A 17,140-nucleotide genomic window follows, 5' to 3' on the forward strand; every position below is an offset into this window, starting at 1 on the left:
ATGACCACACCTTTGATCCTGGAACCTTCCCGCCCGGCGGACGCCTGTGTGATCTGGCTGCACGGCCTGGGTGCCGACCGCCATGACTTCGAGCCGGTTGCCGAAGCCCTGCAGGAGTCGCTGAGCAGTACACGCTTCGTGTTACCCCAGGCGCCCCATCGCCCCGTTACCATCAACGGCGGCTATCAGATGCCCAGCTGGTACGACATCAAGGCAATGAGTCCGGCACGGGCCATCGACCATGACGAACTGGAGGTGTCGGCACAGACCGTGATGGACCTCATCGAAGCCCAGCGCGACGGCGGCATCGACCCGGCGCGCATCTTCCTGGCCGGTTTTTCCCAGGGCGGCGCCGTGGTGCTGCACACCGCCTATCGCCGCTGGCAGGGTCCGCTGGGCGGAGTCCTGGCGCTATCGACCTATGCGCCGACCTTCACCGATACCATGACCCTCTCGGCCAGCCAGCAGCGCATTCCGGCATATTGCCTGCATGGCTACCACGACGAAGTGGTGCTCAATGCCATGGGCCGCACCGCCTATGAATACCTCAAGTCGCTGGGCGTCGATGTGCAGTGGCAGGAGTACCCCATGGGCCACCAAGTGTTACCCCAGGAGATTTCCGACATTCGCACCTGGCTGAGTGACAGGCTGCGGTAACAGCACAGGCTGTCTGGACCGTTTCGCCAGGCAGCCTGTAGCCAGGTTTGCATGCCACTACGCCGAGCCAGCAACTTGCTTTACACTGCTGGGCGTACATTCCTTGACCAATTGACGAGAAGACCGTGCTCAAAGCACTCAAGAAGATGTTCGGAAAAAGCGCCGCCGAGCCATTCGAGCCTGCTCCGACAACATCCGCCGCCGTGATCCGCGAAGACCGCCCTGCCCCGCCAGCCGCCCCTGAAGCGCCAGTGGCGAAGGCCAGCGAGCCCGAACGCCCGCGTGCGCCCAGGGCCGAGAAAGCGGCCAAGACCGAAAGAACCGAGAAAGCCAGGAGCGACAAACCGGCGCAGCCCAACCCGCGCCGTGAGCGGTCACCCAAGCCTGTAGACACCTGGAAGCTCGAGGACTTCGTCGTCGAGCCACAGGAAGGCAAGACCCGTTTCCACGACTTCAAGCTCGCCCCCGAGCTGATGCACGCCATCCACGACCTCGGCTTCCCGTATTGCACACCGATCCAGGCCGGCGTACTGGGCTACACCCTCAAGGGCCAGGACGCCATCGGTCGCGCCCAGACCGGCACCGGCAAGACCGCCGCGTTCCTCATCTCCACCATCACCCAGCTGCTGCAGACCCCGCCCCCGGCGGAACGCTACATGGGTGAGCCGCGAGCACTGATCATCGCGCCTACCCGCGAGCTGGTGGTACAGATCGCCAAGGACGCCGAAGCGCTGACCCGCTACACCGGGCTGAATGTCATGACCTTCGTCGGCGGCATGGAGTTCGACAAGCAACTCAAACAGCTCGAAGCCCGCTTCTGCGACATCCTGGTCGCCACGCCAGGCCGCCTGCTGGATTTCAACCAGCGCGGCGAAGTGCACCTGGACATGGTCGAGGTCATGGTGCTGGACGAAGCCGACCGCATGCTCGACATGGGCTTCATCCCGCAGGTGCGCCAGATCATCCGCCAGACCCCTTACAAGGGCGAACGCCAGACCCTGCTGTTCTCTGCCACATTCACCGACGACGTGATGAACCTGGCACGCCAGTGGACCGTCGAGCCGGCCATCGTCGAGATCGAAGCCGAAGGCGTGGCCAACAAGAACGTCGAGCAGCATGTATATGCCGTGGCCTCGGCCGACAAGTACAAGCTGCTGTACAACCTGGTCAACGACAATGGCTGGGAGCGGGTCATGGTCTTCGCCAATCGCAAGGACGAAGTACGGCGCATCGAAGAGCGTCTGGTACGCGACGGCGTGAATGCCGCGCAATTGTCCGGCGACGTGCCGCAGCACAAGCGTATCAAGACCCTGGAAGGCTTCCGGGAAGGCAAGATCCGCGTGCTGGTGGCCACCGACGTGGCCGGTCGCGGCATCCATATCGACGGCATCAGCCATGTGATCAATTTCACCCTGCCCGAAGTGCCCGACGATTACGTGCACCGAATCGGCCGTACCGGCCGTGCGGGCGCCGATGGCGTGTCGATCAGCTTTGCCGGCGAAGACGACTCCTACCAGTTGCCAGCCATCGAAGAGAAGCTGGGGCGCAAGATCAGCTGCGAGATGCCACCCACCGAACTGCTGCGCCCAGTGGTACGCCAGCGCTCCTGAGCGGAATGGGAATGGGCCGGCAGGACCGGCCTATTCGCGGTTGACGCCGCTTGCCGAGCCACGCAACGCCAGACCGAACGCACAGGCTTCAGCCAGATGCCTGGCGAGGCTATTCCCAGCGCTTGGCGGCCTGCTGGTCGCTGGCGCGGCCGTCGACCCAGCGCGGGCCGGCAGGGGTGTCTTCGCGCTTCCAGAAGGGCGCGCGGGTCTTCAGGTAATCCATGATGAACTCACAGGCCTCGAAGGCAGCGCCGCGATGTGCGCTGGTCACGCCGACGAAGACGATGGGCTCGCCAGGCTCCAGCTGGCCGACGCGGTGCAGCACCTCGACCCCCAGCAACGGCCAGCGCTCACGCGCTTGCTCGACGATCTGCCCCAGGGCCTTCTCGGTCATGCCGGGGTAGTGCTCCAGGAACATCCCCGACACCGCATTGCCGTCGTTGAAATCCCGCACATAGCCGACGAAGCTGACCACCGCCCCGACGCCACGGTTGGCGGCGTGCAGCGCATTGACCTCGGCACCGGCGTCGAACGGCGCCTGCTGCACCCTCACGACCATGCTCAGCCTCCGGTCACGGGCGGGAAAAATGCCAGCTCGTCGCCGTCCTGCACGGGCTCGGCCAATGAGCACAGCTCCTGGTTACGCGCGCACATCAGGCCGGGCTCGGCCAGCACCTGCCAGGCAGCGCCGCGTGCCAGCAGGTGTTCGCGCACCTCGGCGAGGCTGGCGAAAGAGGCAGCCAGCTCTTCGCTATCGAGTCCCAGCGCTTCACGGTAACGAGCGAAATACTGCACGGTAAGGCTCATGCCTGGGACTCCTGACCGGCGATGAAGTGGCCGCTCTTGCCGCCGAGCTTTTCCAGCAGTTGCACCGCTTCGATGACCATGCCGCGGTCCACCGCCTTGCACATGTCGTAGATCGTCAGGGCCGCGACGCTGGCGGCGGTCAGCGCTTCCATTTCCACACCGGTCTGCCCGGCCAGCTTGCAGCGGCTGGTGATCAGCACCGCGTCGTCGCCATCGGCGCGCAGCTCGACTTTGACGCCGGTGAGCATCAGCGGATGACAAAGGGGGATCAGGTCACTGGTTTTCTTCGCCGCCTGGATGCCGGCGATGCGCGCCACGGCGAATACGTCGCCCTTGGGGTGGCCACCGGCGACGATCATCTGCAGGGTGGCGGGCAGCATGCGCACACGCGCCTGGGCGACCGCTTCGCGGAAGGTCACGGCCTTGTCGGTGACGTCGACCATGTTGGCATGGCCTTGGGAATCGAGATGAGTCAGCACAGCCTTCACTCCGGAACAGGAGTGAGGATTGTAGGCAAGCGACGAGCGACAAGCTACCAGCCGCAGGCCGGACGGTAAGGCTCCGGCCTGCGGCTTGCCGCTTACAGGTGGCTCTCGGCGTATTCGGCGAGAATGGAACGTGGCACGCCCTGAAGGGTGATGTGCACGCCGTTGGGGAAGTCCTTGAAGCGCTCCGTCATGTAGGTCAGCCCCGAACTGGTGGCCGACAGGTAGGGGGTGTCGATCTGCGCCAGGTTACCCAGGCACACGACCTTCGAGCCCGCACCGGCGCGGGTGATGATGGTCTTGATCTGGTGCGGCGTGAGGTTCTGGCATTCGTCGATCAGGATCAGGCTCTGCTGGAAGCTGCGCCCGCGGATGTAGTTGAGGGATTTGAACTGCAGCGGCACCTTGCTGAGGATGTAGTCGACGCTGCCGTGGGTGTTTTCGTCCTCCATGTGCAAGGCTTCGAGGTTGTCGGTGATGGCCCCCAGCCAGGGCTCCATCTTCTCGGCCTCGGTACCCGGCAGGAAGCCGATCTCCTGGTCCAGCCCCTGCACGCTGCGGGTGGCGATGATGCGCCGGTAGCGTTTGGTGACCATGGTCTGCTCGATGGCGGCGGCCAGGGCCAGGATGGTCTTGCCGGAGCCGGCGGCACCGGACAGGTTGACCAGGTGGATATCCGGGTCGAGCAACGCGAACAGCGCCAGCGCCTGGTGGATATCACGCGGCTTCAGCCCCCACGCCTCCTGATGCAGCAACGGCTCCTGGTGCATGTCGAGAATGATCAGCTCGTCGTTGCGCACGCCCTTGACCCAGCCGACGAAGCCCTGTTCATCGATGATGAACTCGTTGATGTGTACCGAAGGCAGGTTCTCGTTGAGCTGCACCCGGTGCCAGGTACGGCCATGATCCTGGCGGGTGTCGACCTTGTTGACACGCTCCCAGAACGAACCGCTGAGTTCGTGATAACCGCGCGACAGCAGCGATACGTCATCGACCAGCTGGTCGGTGCTGTAGTCTTCGGCGGCGATGCCACAGGCACGCGCCTTCAGGCGCATGTTGATGTCCTTGGTGACCAGCACCACGTCGCGTTCCTTGTTACGCGCATGCAGGTCGATGAGCTGGTTGATGATGATGTTGTCGTTGAGGTGTTCAGGCAGCGGGCTGTTGGGTTCGTCGTGACGGCTCATCAGAATCGACAGGTGCCCCTTGAAGATTCCGGTACCGCGGTCGATGGGCACGCCCTTCTCGACATCCTCGGGGCAGGCCTCGCCCAGGGTCTTGTCGATCAAGCGAATGGCCTGACGGCACTCGGCGGCGACCGAATGCTTGCCATCCTTGAGTTTGTCCAGTTCCTCCAGGACGGTCATGGGAATGGCGACGTGGTGTTCTTCGAAGTTCAGCAGGGCATTTGGATCATGGATCAATACATTGGTATCGAGCACGTAAAGGATTGGCTGGTTGTTGGAAGGGCTGCGTCCGTGGTCATCCATACTCGCTCACCTTTGTAGATGCCTGGCGACGCGGGATCGATGCGATCCCGCGCCACGGGAAGGCCGCCGGGTGCTGTCCTTGCGGCAGGACAGCGGGAGCTCAAGATGGGTCTTGTGTGACGCCACCTGTGTTGCAGGTTTCGGCGGTCTGCCTCAGGTAATACCGCAAAACAGATGACAGAAAAAAGCTCTTTGACAGTTTTTTGAAGTTTATTTCACAGGATGACGAAAAGCCCTTGGCGCGCCCTGCCAAGGCGTTTACATTCGCTAATTGACCGTTTCCGATTGCTCCGGTTTTTCCTCACCGGGGCCCTGCTCGGCGCCCTGCATCTGCATCTGGCTGGGCTCCACCCGCTGCACCGGCTGCGCCCCGTCCTGGGCAGGCTGGTCCTCCTCCGGCATCTGCTGCGGCTCTTGCGAGTCGTCCGGCAACTCGTCCTCCGGAACGCTTTCGTCTTCTTCAGGATCCTGCAGCCGCGACAGGTTGCGACAGTCCTCCCAGGTCAACTCGCTCTGCGCACTGTTGGCCAGCAGCAGCGGCAAGGCCGACTGCGCGCGGTAGCCCGAGTCGTGGAACACCACCGTGCCACGCCGCCACAGCAGCATCAGAGTCTGCACCCGGTCGCTGATCTGCGCCGAACTCAGGCGCCCCAGGTTGTCCTGGGCATCGATGGTCCACAGCGAGACGCGCAGGTTATGGGCACGGAAGAACTCGCCACTGTCCGGACGACGATGCCCATAGGGCGGCCGAAACAGCGGCACCATGTTGTCCGGCAGTACTCGCTCGACCAGCTCGGCACTGCGCTGCACCGAGCTTTGCCAGTCGCGCCACTGGCTGTGCGAGCGGTACTCCCAGCCCTGGATACCCACGCATTGCTGGCGGTAGAGATTCTGCAGGGCAGCGGGCGAACTGGCGTCGAGGCGCTCCTGCAACAACTTGCCCTGGACGAAGAAGGTGGCGGTCATCTTCTGCTGGCGCATGAAATCGGCCAGCCAGTCGGTATCGCCATTGGCCGCGCTGGGGCCGCCCTCGAAGTTGAGCATGAAGGTCCGGTCGGGCAGCTCGTCGCCACTCATTTCGTCAGAGTTGTAGCGGGCGATCTCGCTGCTGGTCTGTGGAAACAACGCTGCCTTGTACAACAGCTCATCCAGGTAGCGCCGATGGAACAGTGCACTGGGCTCGCTCCAGGCGGCATAGAAGGAGTCGGGGGCGATATTGAACTCTTCGGCACGCTGGCGCAGTTGCTCCATGTCCTGGGCGTACACGCAGAAGTTGGCGTCCTCGGTGCAGCTCTTGCGCGCCTGGCGGAAATTCTCGACCAGACGTACCCACAGGCGATGACGCATCAGGTTGATCGACGCCATATTGATGTAGCGCAGCCCCAGGCGCGCCTTCAGCGCCTCTTCGCTCTGCTGCTCGCTGAGCCACAAGGCATGCGCGAAGCCAAGGATTTCCGCGCGCGAAGCCACGTCGAACAGCACCGGGCTTTCGAGGCGCTCAGGCCAGATACTGCGATCGACCAAGGCGACATCCGGCACCGCCGCATGCACCTTCAACCCCACCAGACACGCGCAAACAGCCAGAACGATACGCAAACCCAATGCTCCCTCGACATGCTTCCGAATCCGCTCAACGCGGCACTATAGCCGATTCGACGCCCGCTTCATGTGTCAGGAAGGTAGCGCGGCTATGACCTTCATAGCTGGAGTCAGCCATCGTCAGCCCCTAGAATCCCCCGACGATTCCAGGAGAGCCTGCCATGCTGATGGTGATTTCGCCCGCCAAGACCCTCGATTACGAAACCCCGCCGACCACCACGCGCCATACCTTGCCCGAGTACCTGGACCACTCCCAGGAACTGATCGCCCAACTGCGCGAACTCACGCCCGCACAGATGGGCGAACTGATGCACCTGTCGGACAAACTGGCCGGCCTTAATGCCGCGCGCTTCGGCAGCTGGACGCCAGCCTTCGACCTGGACAACGCCAAGCAGGCGCTGCTGGCCTTCAAGGGTGACGTGTACACCGGCCTGGACGCCGAAACCCTCGACGACGCTGGCCTGGACTACGCGCAGAAGCACCTGCGCATGCTCTCGGGCCTGTACGGACTGCTGCGCCCCCTGGACCTGATGCAGCCCTACCGCCTGGAAATGGGCACCCGCCTGGCCAATGCCCGCGGCAAGGACCTCTACGCCTTCTGGGGCACGCGAATCAGCGAATGGCTGAACCAGGCGCTGGCCGAACAGGGTGACGACCTGCTGCTCAACCTCGCCTCCACCGAATACTTCTCGGCGGTCAGGCGCAGCGCCCTCAAGGCCCGGGTCATCGACACCGAGTTCAAAGACTTCAAGAACGGTCAGTACAAGATCATCAGCTTCTACGCCAAGAAGGCCCGCGGCATGATGGCCCGCTTCGTGATCGACCAGCGCATCGACTCACCCGAGGCGCTCAAGCGCTTCGACGTGCAGGGCTACTACTACAGTGCCGAACAGTCCTCGCCCGACAAGCTGGTATTCCTGCGCGATACCCCCGACGCCTGATCGTCGGCCGGTGCAGCCCCTCGCTGCGCCGGCCGCTGTCAACTCGCTGTAACGCTTCGCCGTATTTCTGGCGCCATAAACAAGTCAATTCCATCATCAACATGTAACGCTCACCGAGTTCCGCAAAAAAAAACGATTTTTTTACAAGCTGGCATCCTGCCCTGCCCCGATGCTGGCAACTAAGCATCCAACTAGCGAAAACCCCCGCCACACAAGGGCGCCTCCAAGAGCTGCCATCATTTTGCAACTAGCCCGCCGCGCGCCGCGATGTGAAAAATTCCCAAAAAGAGGACGAGTGGCCCGGAACTATTTCGTAACACCCAGGCTCCTACATCGCGTAACAATTCTCGCCCTTCATGTAGGCGATGGCTTACACAAGGATGAGAAGCTGATGAAGTTATTACCGGACTCGTTCGATGACATTGCAGACTACTAACAAATCGCTGTTGTGCATCGAATAAGGAATCACACCAAAGTTGGTTAATCTGACCATGACGTGTGTCGAAGGAATGCTCCAGACAGGACAAGACAGCAATGCCCAAGGCTCTGAATCAAGGGTTTTCTGATCACATGGGCTGCTGAGCGCCTTCGCAAGGTGATACACAAATCTCAGAGCAAGACCCCCGCCCGCTCGGGCCGGATACTTGCCGTTCGTATTTGATGTCAGTTGAGTGAGCGGCGCCCTATTCGGCAACTCACCTATTAAACATGCCTCCGTTAGTTGCACGGCTTAAATAAGCTGTCGCTGCGTGACGTGTGGCAACTGCTGGCCAAAATTTATATCCAGCCAACTTATGGCGTGAACAATCGAGGAGAGTGCGATGCGTATCAGCATTTTTGGTTTGGGTTATGTCGGTGCAGTCTGTGCCGGATGCCTATCTGCACGGGGTCATGATGTAGTGGGCGTGGACATCTCCGCCGACAAGATCGCCCTGATCAACAGCGGCAAGTCCCCCATCGTCGAACCCGGCCTGGGCGAACTTCTGGAACAAGGTATTCGCACCGGCAAACTGCGCGGTACGACCGACTTTTCCGAAGCCATCCGCGACACCGACCTGTCGATGATCTGCGTCGGCACGCCAAGCAAGAAGAACGGCGATCTGGGTCTGGAATACATCGAATCGGTATGCCGTGAAATCGGCTACGTGCTGCGCGACAAGACCTCGCGCCACACCGTCGTGGTGCGCAGCACCGTGCTGCCAGGCACCGTCGCCAACGTGGTCATCCCGATTCTGGAAGACTGCTCGGGCAAGAAGGCCGGCGTCGACTTCGGCGTGGCGGTCAACCCGGAATTCCTGCGTGAAAGCACCGCGATCAAGGACTACGACCATCCGCCGATGACCGTCATCGGGGAATTCGACAAGACCTCCGGTGACCTGCTGCAGTCCCTCTACGAAGAACTCGACGCGCCGATCATCCGCAAGGACGTCGCCGTCGCCGAAATGATCAAGTACACCTGCAACGTCTGGCACGCCACCAAGGTGACCTTCGCCAACGAGATCGGCAACATCGCCAAGGCCGTCGGCGTCGATGGTCGTGAAGTGATGGAAGTGGTCTGCCAGGACAAACAACTGAACCTCTCCAAGTACTACATGCGCCCAGGCTTCGCCTTCGGCGGTTCCTGCCTGCCAAAAGACGTTCGTGCCCTGACCTACCGCGCCGGCAGCCTGGACGTGGAAGCCCCGCTGCTCAACTCGCTGATGCGCAGCAACGTTTCCCAGGTACAGAACGCCTTCGACATCGTCGCCAGCCACGACACCCGCAAGGTCGGCCTGCTGGGCCTGAGCTTCAAGGCCGGTACCGACGACCTGCGTGAAAGCCCGCTGGTTGAACTGGCCGAGATGCTGATCGGCAAGGGCTTCGAGCTGAGCATCTACGACAGCAACGTCGAATACGCCCGCGTTCACGGTGCGAACAAGGACTACATCGAATCGAAGATTCCTCACGTGTCGTCCCTGCTCAACGCCGACTTCGACGAAGTCATCAACAACTCCGACGTCATCATCCTCGGTAACGGTGACGAGCGCTTCCGCGCCCTGGCCGACAAGGCGCCAGAAGGCAAGCGTGTCGTCGACCTGGTGGGCTTCATGTCCAAGCCGACCCACGAGCACGGCCGCGCCGAAGGCATCTGCTGGTAAACCCAGCGGCAAGCTGCAAGCGACAAGCTTCAAGTTGTCAGCATCAAGCCCGGGTCCGGAGCCACTGGCTCCCGACTCGCGGCTTGCCGCTTGAACCTTGCAACTCTTCCGAAGGATTCTTTGATGGACAGGCTCAAGAACGGCCTTCTGCAGGCCGCCGGTTGGCTGTTTTACCTGACATTGCTGGGTGCGCTGATCACTGCGCTGCCAACCAGCATCTTCGATTCGCAATCGAAGAACTTCATTTTCCTCATCGGTATCGTCGGTATCTGGCGCTACTCGATGGGTGCCACGCATTTCGTGCGCGGCATGATTTTCCTCTACATCGTCTACCCCCACCTGCGCCGCAAGGTGCGCAAGCTGGGCAAGGACGCCGATCCGTCGCACGTGTTCCTGATGGTCACCAGCTTCCGTATCGATGCCTCGACCACCGCCCAGGTGTACAGCTCGGTCATCAAGGAAGCGATCAACTGCGGCCTGCCGACCACCGTGGTCTGCTCGCTGGTGGAGCTGTCCGACGAACTGCTGGTCAAGAGCCTGTGGGAACGCCTCAATCCGCCAGACCGCGTCACCCTCGACTTCGTGCGCATTCCCGGTACCGGCAAGCGTGACGGCCTGGCCTACGGCTTCCGCGCCATTTCCCGGCACATGCCCGACGAGCGTGCAGTGGTGGCGGTGATCGACGGCGACACCGTGCTCAACGAAGGCGTGGTGACCAAGACGGTGCCATGGTTCCACCTGTTCCCGAACGTCGGTGGCCTGACCACCAACGAATTCTGCGAAGTACTGGGCGGCTACGTCATGAGCGAATGGCACAAGCTGCGCTTCGCCCAGCGGCACATCAACATGTGCTCGATGGCCCTGTCCAAGCGCGTACTGACCATGACCGGGCGCATGTCGATGTTCCGCGCCACCGTGGTCACCGACCCGGAATTCATCGCCGACGTCGAAGCCGACTCGCTGCACCACTGGCGCCTGGGCACCTTCCGCTTCCTGACCGGTGACGACAAGTCCAGCTGGTTCAGCCTGATGCGCCTGGGCTACGACACCTTCTACGTGCCGGACGCCGCGATCAACACCGTGGAGCACCCGCCGGAGAAAAGCTTCTTCAAGGCCAGCCGCAAGCTGATGTACCGCTGGTACGGCAACAACCTGCGGCAGAACTCCCGGGCCCTGGGGCTGGGTATCCGTCGCCTGGGGCTGTTCACCAGCATCGTGCTGTTCGACCAGCGCGTGTCGATGTGGACCTCGATCCTCGGCCTGACCGTGGCCATCATCGCCAGCGTCAAGTACGGCGGCCAGTTCCTGCTGATGTATCTGCTGTGGATCGGCATCACCCGCCTGATCCTGACCCTGTTGCTGTCCTGCTCGGGGCACCGCATCGGCCCGGCCTATCCGGTGATTCTCTATTACAACCAGATCGTCGGCGCGCTGATGAAGATCTACGTGTTCTTCCGCCTCGACCGCCAGTCCTGGACTCGCCAGGACACCAAACTCAGCCGCGACATGGCCAGCTTCCAAGGCTGGTTCAACACCTGGTCGTCCCGAACCATGACCTTTTCAGCCGGCAGCATCTTTGTCGCCGTGCTGCTGACCATGGTCTGACCGGTCCTCTGAATCAATCGATCAATCAGGAAAACTCACCATGAATACAGCCGTGAACGCCAATGTCGTGCATGAATCCGAAGCCCAGCGCCAGCATGCGCGGGTCAAGCTGCCTGCCAAGCTGCGCCTGCTCAACGGTGCGCCAAACGCCCCGGTGGTCAAGGTCGAAGACCTGTCAGCCGGTGGCCTGAGCTTCGTCGCGCCCGATCCGGCTGCGCTGCGCGTCGGCGAGATCGTCAAGGCACGCCTGCAGTTCCTGATCGACAACCTCGGCCTGTCCATGGATGTCGAACTGCAGATCCGCACCATCGACAGCAAGACCGGCCGTGTCGGCACGCAATTCCAGAACCTCGACGCCCAGGACATCTCCACCCTGCGCCACCTGATCACCTCGCACCTGGCCGGCGACCTGGTCAGCATGGGCGAAGTGCTGGCGACCCTGCAGCGTGACAACTTCACCAAGGCGCGCAAGAACAAGGGCGGCGACAGCTCGATGGGCTTCTTCGGCCGCGTGCGTGCCGTGGGCTTCAGCCTGGGGATCTTCGTGGTCGGTATCGGCGCCTTCGGCTTCATCGCCAAGACCGTCTACGACCTGTACTTCGTCAGCCACGCTTCCGCCGGCCTGGTCACCGTACCGAGCATGGACGTGACCATGCCGCGCGAAGGCACCGTGAAGAGCCTGATCCCGGTCAACCAGGTGGCCGAGAAAGGCGCGCCGCTGGCCTCGTTCGATACCAACATGCTGGAACTGCTCAAGGGCGGCCTGACCGGCGACGACCTGCAGCCGGCGAAAATCGAAGAGCTGTACGGCAAGCAACTGAGCGGCACCCTGACCAGCCCATGCGATTGCGTCGTGGCCCGCCAGCTGGTCGCCGACGGCCAGTACGCCGCCAAGGGTCAGGTGATCTTCCAACTGGTGCCCCGCAATACCCCGGCCACCGTCGAAGCGCGCTTCACCTACCGCCAGTTCCGCGACGTCAAGCCAGGTACTGCGGTGAGCTTCCAGATCGCTGGCGAAGACCAGGTGCGCACCGGCCGCGTGATCAGCAGCACCAACCTGACCGACAAAGACCTGTCCACCGACATCCGCGTGCAGATCAAGCCTGACGAGTCGCTGAACAGCTCGCTGATCGGCCGCCCAGTGGAAGTGGTCAGCGACCGTGGCCCGTCCATGAACTGGCTGGTCGATAAAGCCGTGGCTGCAGGTCTGTAACCATGAACCGCGCGCTTCGACGCCCGTCGACTCCCACGCTGATGTTCCCCACGCGGTTCACGCCCAAGGTCCTTGGCCTGGCCGTGGCCCTGGGGCTCGGCGGCTGTGCCGGCCTGCCGGACCAGCGCCTGGCCAACGAGGCCCTGCAGAACGGTGACACGGCCCTGGCCGAACGCAACTATCGGCAACTGGCCGAGCTTGGCTACACCGACGCCCAGGTCGGCCTGGCCGATATCCAGGTGGCCAGTGGCGACCCGGCGCAGCTCAAGGAAGCCGAAGCCACCTACCGCGCTGCCGCTGCCACGTCGCCCCGCGCCCAGTCGCGCCTGGGCAAGCTGCTGGCCGTCAAGCCGGACGCCACTGACGCCGAACGCCGTGAAGCCGAGAGCCTGCTGCAACAAGCCTTCGCCAATGGCGAGTCGGGCAGCCTGCTGGCCCTGGCACTGATGTATCTGCAATACCCGCACACCTTCCCCGAGGTCAACGCGCAGCAGAAAATCAGCCAGTGGCGCAGCCAGGGCTACGCCGAGGCGGGCCTGGCGCAGATCGTTCTGTACCGCACCCAGGGCACCTACGACCAGCACCTGGACGAAGTGGAAACCATCTGCAAGCAGGCGTTGAACACCACCGACATGTGCTATGTCGAGCTGGCCACCGTGTACCAGACCAGCGGCCAGGCCGAGCAGCAGAAGGCCCTGATCGACCAGCTCAAGAGCGCGCATGCCTCCGGCCGTGTCGGCGCCCAGCGCGTCGACAGCGTGGCGCGGGTACTGGGCAACTCGGAGATCGGCACGCCCGACCCGCAGACCGCCCAGCAAATGCTCGAAGAGATCGCACCCGGCTACCCGGCTTCCTGGGTCACCCTGGCCCAGCTGCTCTACGACTTCCCCGAGCAGGGCGATGTCGACAAGCTGATGGAGTACCTGGACAACGGCCGTGCCGCCGACCAACCGCGCGCCGAACTGCTGCTGGGGCGCATCTACTACGAAGGCAAGCTGCTGCCCGCCGATGCCCAGCAGGCCGAGCAACACCTGCTCAAGGCCGCGCCCACCGAGCTGTCCGCGCACTACTACCTGGGCCAGCTGTACCGTCGTGGCTACCTGGGCCAGGTCTACCCGCAGAAAGCCGTGGACGAGCTGCTGTTCGCCGCCCGTGGTGGCCAGGCCAGCGCCGACTTCGCCCTGGCACAGCTGTACTCGGGCGGCCGTGGCATCAAGCCGAACATGGTCAACGCGTGGGTCTTCAGCCAGCTGGCACAGAGCCACAACCCGACACCGCAGTCCGGCGAACTGGCTCAGCAGATCGCCCAACAGCTGCCACCCGAACAACTCGCCACTGCCCAACAGTTGCTGCAACGCGAACAACAGGCCCGGGGTACTTCAGCCAGCCAGACCGCGCTGGTGATCCAGACCCTGGAAAAAGATGACGGTGAGGAAGCACTATGAAGTTGAAACCCTTGATGGCCGCCGGCATGGGCCTTGGCTTCACCCTGCTTTGGGCATGCCCGACTCTGGCCGCACTGACCGAGCAGCAGAATTTCGGCCTGGAAGTGAAGATCACCGGGCAAAGCGAAGACGACCGCGACCTGGGCACCCGCTCCGGTGGCGACGTCAACGGTCTCGGCCTTGACCTGCGTCCCTGGGTGTACGGCGAGCGCGGCAACTGGAGCGGCTACGCGATGGGCCAGGTGGTGACCGCCACCGACACCATTCAGACCGACCCGCTGGACGAGACCACCACCGACAGCGATGGCCAGATCGGCAGCCGCACCTCGCGTGGCAACGCCAGCGAGCGCAAGGTCGACAAGACCTACGCCGCCCTGCGTGAGTTCTGGGTCGGCTACAGCGGCTTCACGCCCTACCCCGGTGAGATCCTCAAGGTCGGTCGCCAGCGTCTGCGCAACGACGACGGCCAATGGCATGACACCAACATCGAGGCCGTCAACTGGAGCTTCGACACCACCCTGCTGCGTGCCGAACTGGGCGCCGCCCAGCGCTTCAGCGAGTACCGCACCGACCTGACCGAGCTGGACCCCAAAGACGAAGACCGCCAGCACCTGTTCGGTTCGGCGGCCTACCAGTGGACTCCCGGCCACTGGGCCGGCATTCGTGCCCACCACAGCCACGACGACGGCAAGTTGAAGAACGCCGGCGAACGGCTCGATGACCTGGACAAGACCGCCAATGGCGACCTGACCTGGATCGGCCTGAACGTCGACAGCGATGCCTACAACCATCGCAACACCCATACCGTCAACTACTGGGGCAGCCTGACCTGGCTGACCGGTGACCGTGACCGCATCGGTGCCAACTACGACAGCGCCACCGACCAGTACCTGGCCGGGCAGAAAGTTGGCCAGAACGTCAACGGCTGGGCCACCGACCTGGGCGTGCGCCTGCGTCTGGACCCGCAATGGCAGATCGGTGCCGCCTATGCGCGCGCCAGCAAGGACTACGAACAGAACGGCCTGGAGAGCAACCGCTCGAACTGGACCGGCACCCGCTCGCGCATCCATCGCTTCGGTGAAGCCTTCCAGGGCGAGATGGCCAACGTGGAAACCGCCTCGCTGTTCGCCTCCTGGCAGTTCAACGAGGAGTACGACGCCTCGCTGATCTACCACAAGTTCCGTCGCGTGGACGGCAACTCGGGCATCGGCAACGCCGGCATCAACCCGACCCGCGAAGTGGTCGACGCCGATGGCGTACCGACCAACACCTTCAGTTCCCTGCCGCTGGAAGACGGCCGCAAGGACCTGGGTCAGGAGATGGACCTGGTGGTCACCAAGTACTTCAAGCAGGGCCTGCTGCCTGCCGCTCTCAGCCAGTCGGTGGATGAGCCTTCGGCGCTGATCCGTCTGCGTGCGGGTGTATTCAAGCCCGGCGACGCCTACCACGACCAGGTCGACAGCTACATGCACCGGGCCATGGTCGACGTCATCTGGCGCTTCTGAGGCAGCCGCGAAAGGAGTGCGATGAGATGAATCGTCAGATCAATAATCCCCGCGGGCGCACCTGGCCGCACACCCTGCTGGAAAGCGCGGTGTTCGGTGGTGCCCTGCTGATGGCCAGTGTTGCGCTGGCCAATACGCCAGCGGTGTCCGAAGCGGCCAAGATCGTGGTCAAGGACCTGCAGGAAACCAACAGCTACAACATCACCAGCCCGGCCGTCGAGCCGCTGGCGATGGAAAAGCCCAAGCTGCCGGACCTCTCGGGCTACACCCTGGAAGCAGCGCTGAAGAAGATCGACCGCAGCAAGCCCGGCAAGGTGCGGGTGTCGCGGATGATGGAAGAAACCGGCCTGAAGGAATTCATCGGCGGTGACAACAAGATGGCCGAATGGGTAGCCCGTCAGCACGGCATCCCTGACGCGATCATCATCCAGGACGGCTATGTGAGCCTGCAGGACGTCGCCCGCCAGGTGCCCAAGCAGTTCCTCAGCGAAGTCTCGCCCGGCGTCTACGTGGCGCGCCTGCCGATCCTGGTCAAGGACAGCGGCATTCTGGAAATCGACAAGCGCACCCAGGAATTGCGCCTGTCCCAGGAGAAAGGCTCGTTCATCGTCAGCGAAGGCAAGCTGCTGATCACCCAGAGCCAGGTCAACGGCTGGAGCGAAAGCCGCAACGGCCCGGCCACCTTCCGCAAGCCGAGCGAGTTCCGTCCGTTCCTGCTGACCTGGGGCGGCTCGGAAACCTGGATCGCCAACACCAAGATGGCCAGCCTCGGCTACGACCAGAGCAAGTCCTATGGCGTGAGTATTTCCCAGTACACGCCGAACACCGCGAAGGTCCTCAACCGTCCCGAGCCGACCGGCTGGATCATCGACTCGGAGTTCTCCGACCTGTGGTACGGCTTCTACTGCTATGAAACCCGCGACTTCGTGATCAAGGGCAACACCTACCGAGACAACATCGTCTACGGCATCGACCCGCACGACCGTTCGCACGGGCTGATCATTGCCGAGAACACGGTGCATGGCACGAAGAAGAAGCACGGCATCATCATCTCCCGCGAGGTGGACCGCAGCTTCATCTTCCGCAACAAGAGCTACGACAACAAACTGTCTGGCGTGGTCCTGGACCGTAACAGCGTGGGCAACATCGTCGCCTACAACGACATCTACCAGAACCACACCGACGGCATCACCCTGTACGAGAGCGGTGACAACCTGCTGTGGGGCAACCGCGTGGTCGCCAACCGTCGGCATGGCATCCGCGTGCGTAACAGCACCAATATCAAGCTCTACGAGAACTTTGCCATGGCCAACGGTCTGATGGGCATCTATGGCCACATCAAGGACCTCACCGACACCGACCGCGACATCGAGCTCGACCCCTTCGACGCCGAAGTCTCGCTGATCGTGGTAGGCGGCGAACTGGCAGGCAACAAGTCCGGCCCGCTGTCGATCGACTCGCCGCTGAGCGTGGAACTCTACGACGTGTCCATGCTGGCTCCGACCAAGAGCAGCGGCATCAGCTTCAACGGCGTACTGGGCGAGCACCAGAGCCAGATCCTCGATCTGCTGGTGCGCCAGAAGAAAGCCGTACTGATCGACCCGGTTGAAAGCCAGAGCGAGCTGCGCCAATGAGCCGAGGAATT

General features: G+C 62.8%; 13 protein-coding genes and 1 pseudogene. 9 read left to right on the top strand and 5 right to left on the bottom strand.

Annotated features, from left to right (window positions below; genetic code table 11):
* Complete coding sequence (locus QZ497_RS04210) at positions 1-657, top strand: alpha/beta hydrolase (protein WP_295471334.1); 657 nt, start codon at positions 1-3, stop codon at positions 655-657.
* Positions 658-782: 125 nt separating this feature from the next.
* On the top strand, positions 783-2,267 hold the full coding sequence (gene rhlB, locus QZ497_RS04215; protein WP_295471336.1) for an ATP-dependent RNA helicase RhlB: 1,485 nt from the start codon (positions 783-785) through the stop codon (positions 2,265-2,267).
* A 109-nt stretch (positions 2,268-2,376) separates the two neighbouring features.
* On the opposite strand, the gene moaE is transcribed toward rhlB, so the two are convergent.
* The 5 genes and pseudogenes from moaE to QZ497_RS04240 all read right to left on the bottom strand — a co-directional run.
* Complete coding sequence (gene moaE / locus QZ497_RS04220; RefSeq protein WP_295471338.1) at positions 2,377-2,826, bottom strand: molybdopterin synthase catalytic subunit MoaE; 450 nt, start codon at positions 2,824-2,826, stop codon at positions 2,377-2,379.
* A 2-nt stretch (positions 2,827-2,828) separates the two neighbouring features.
* On the bottom strand, positions 2,829-3,074 hold the full coding sequence (locus tag QZ497_RS04225) for a MoaD/ThiS family protein (RefSeq protein ID WP_295471339.1): 246 nt from the start codon (positions 3,072-3,074) through the stop codon (positions 2,829-2,831).
* Positions 3,071-3,553, bottom strand: a complete 483-nt coding sequence (moaC, locus tag QZ497_RS04230) for a cyclic pyranopterin monophosphate synthase MoaC (protein WP_295471340.1) — start codon at positions 3,551-3,553, stop codon at positions 3,071-3,073. Before moaC ends, QZ497_RS04225 begins: the two co-directional genes overlap by 4 nt.
* A gap of 101 nt (positions 3,554-3,654) precedes the next feature.
* Positions 3,655-5,049 carry a PhoH family protein gene (locus tag QZ497_RS04235; protein ID WP_295471342.1) on the bottom strand — a complete coding sequence of 465 codons (1,395 nt, stop codon included), beginning with the start codon at positions 5,047-5,049 and terminating at the stop codon, positions 3,655-3,657.
* Between the two features lie 477 nt (positions 5,050-5,526).
* Positions 5,527-6,645 (bottom strand): annotated as a pseudogene (locus QZ497_RS04240) (polysaccharide deacetylase family protein); the annotation flags it as partial.
* Positions 6,646-6,809: 164 nt separating this feature from the next.
* On the opposite strand from QZ497_RS04240, the gene yaaA reads away from it, so the two are divergent.
* The 7 genes from yaaA to algG all read left to right on the top strand — a co-directional run bounded on the left by yaaA (position 6,810) and on the right by algG (position 17,129).
* Positions 6,810-7,589, top strand: coding sequence for a peroxide stress protein YaaA (gene yaaA, locus QZ497_RS04245; protein WP_295471343.1), 780 nt, complete (start codon positions 6,810-6,812; stop codon positions 7,587-7,589).
* An 821-nt stretch (positions 7,590-8,410) separates the two neighbouring features.
* A complete protein-coding gene (locus QZ497_RS04250) occupies positions 8,411-9,727 on the top strand; it encodes a nucleotide sugar dehydrogenase (protein WP_295471345.1) in 1,317 nt (438 codons plus the stop codon).
* A 120-nt stretch (positions 9,728-9,847) separates the two neighbouring features.
* Positions 9,848-11,332, top strand: coding sequence for a mannuronan synthase (gene alg8 / locus QZ497_RS04255; protein WP_295471347.1), 1,485 nt, complete (start codon positions 9,848-9,850; stop codon positions 11,330-11,332).
* A 40-nt stretch (positions 11,333-11,372) separates the two neighbouring features.
* A complete protein-coding gene (locus QZ497_RS04260; RefSeq protein WP_295471349.1) occupies positions 11,373-12,545 on the top strand; it encodes an alginate biosynthesis protein Alg44 in 1,173 nt (390 codons plus the stop codon).
* Positions 12,546-12,547: 2 nt separating this feature from the next.
* On the top strand, positions 12,548-13,990 hold the full coding sequence (gene algK / locus QZ497_RS04265; RefSeq protein WP_295471351.1) for an alginate biosynthesis TPR repeat lipoprotein AlgK: 1,443 nt from the start codon (positions 12,548-12,550) through the stop codon (positions 13,988-13,990).
* Positions 13,987-15,495, top strand: coding sequence for an alginate export family protein (locus tag QZ497_RS04270; protein ID WP_295471353.1), 1,509 nt, complete (start codon positions 13,987-13,989; stop codon positions 15,493-15,495). The genes algK and QZ497_RS04270 overlap by 4 nt, the downstream gene beginning before the upstream one ends.
* Positions 15,496-15,521: 26 nt before the next feature.
* Positions 15,522-17,129 carry a mannuronan 5-epimerase AlgG gene (gene algG / locus QZ497_RS04275; protein ID WP_295471355.1) on the top strand — a complete coding sequence of 536 codons (1,608 nt, stop codon included), beginning with the start codon at positions 15,522-15,524 and terminating at the stop codon, positions 17,127-17,129.
* Positions 17,130-17,140 lie beyond the last annotated feature (11 nt).

This window comes from uncultured Pseudomonas sp. (assembly GCF_913777995.1).
Lineage (GTDB): Bacteria > Pseudomonadota > Gammaproteobacteria > Pseudomonadales > Pseudomonadaceae > Aquipseudomonas.

Bases quoted from the DNA above. Each gene is read 5' to 3' on its own strand.
- QZ497_RS04210 (WP_295471334.1), top strand. From the start codon at position 1: ATGACCACACCTTTGATCCTGGAACCTTCCCGCCCGGCGGACGCCTGT.
- moaE (WP_295471338.1), bottom strand. From the start codon at position 2,826: ATGGTCGTGAGGGTGCAGCAGGCGCCGTTCGACGCCGGTGCCGAGGTC.
- QZ497_RS04225 (WP_295471339.1), bottom strand. From the start codon at position 3,074: ATGAGCCTTACCGTGCAGTATTTCGCTCGTTACCGTGAAGCGCTGGGA.
- QZ497_RS04235 (WP_295471342.1), bottom strand. From the start codon at position 5,049: ATGGATGACCACGGACGCAGCCCTTCCAACAACCAGCCAATCCTTTAC.
- yaaA (WP_295471343.1), top strand. From the start codon at position 6,810: ATGCTGATGGTGATTTCGCCCGCCAAGACCCTCGATTACGAAACCCCG.
- QZ497_RS04250 (WP_295471345.1), top strand. From the start codon at position 8,411: ATGCGTATCAGCATTTTTGGTTTGGGTTATGTCGGTGCAGTCTGTGCC.
- QZ497_RS04260 (WP_295471349.1), top strand. From the start codon at position 11,373: ATGAATACAGCCGTGAACGCCAATGTCGTGCATGAATCCGAAGCCCAG.
- algK (WP_295471351.1), top strand. From the start codon at position 12,548: ATGAACCGCGCGCTTCGACGCCCGTCGACTCCCACGCTGATGTTCCCC.
- QZ497_RS04270 (WP_295471353.1), top strand. From the start codon at position 13,987: ATGAAGTTGAAACCCTTGATGGCCGCCGGCATGGGCCTTGGCTTCACC.
- algG (WP_295471355.1), top strand. From the start codon at position 15,522: ATGAATCGTCAGATCAATAATCCCCGCGGGCGCACCTGGCCGCACACC.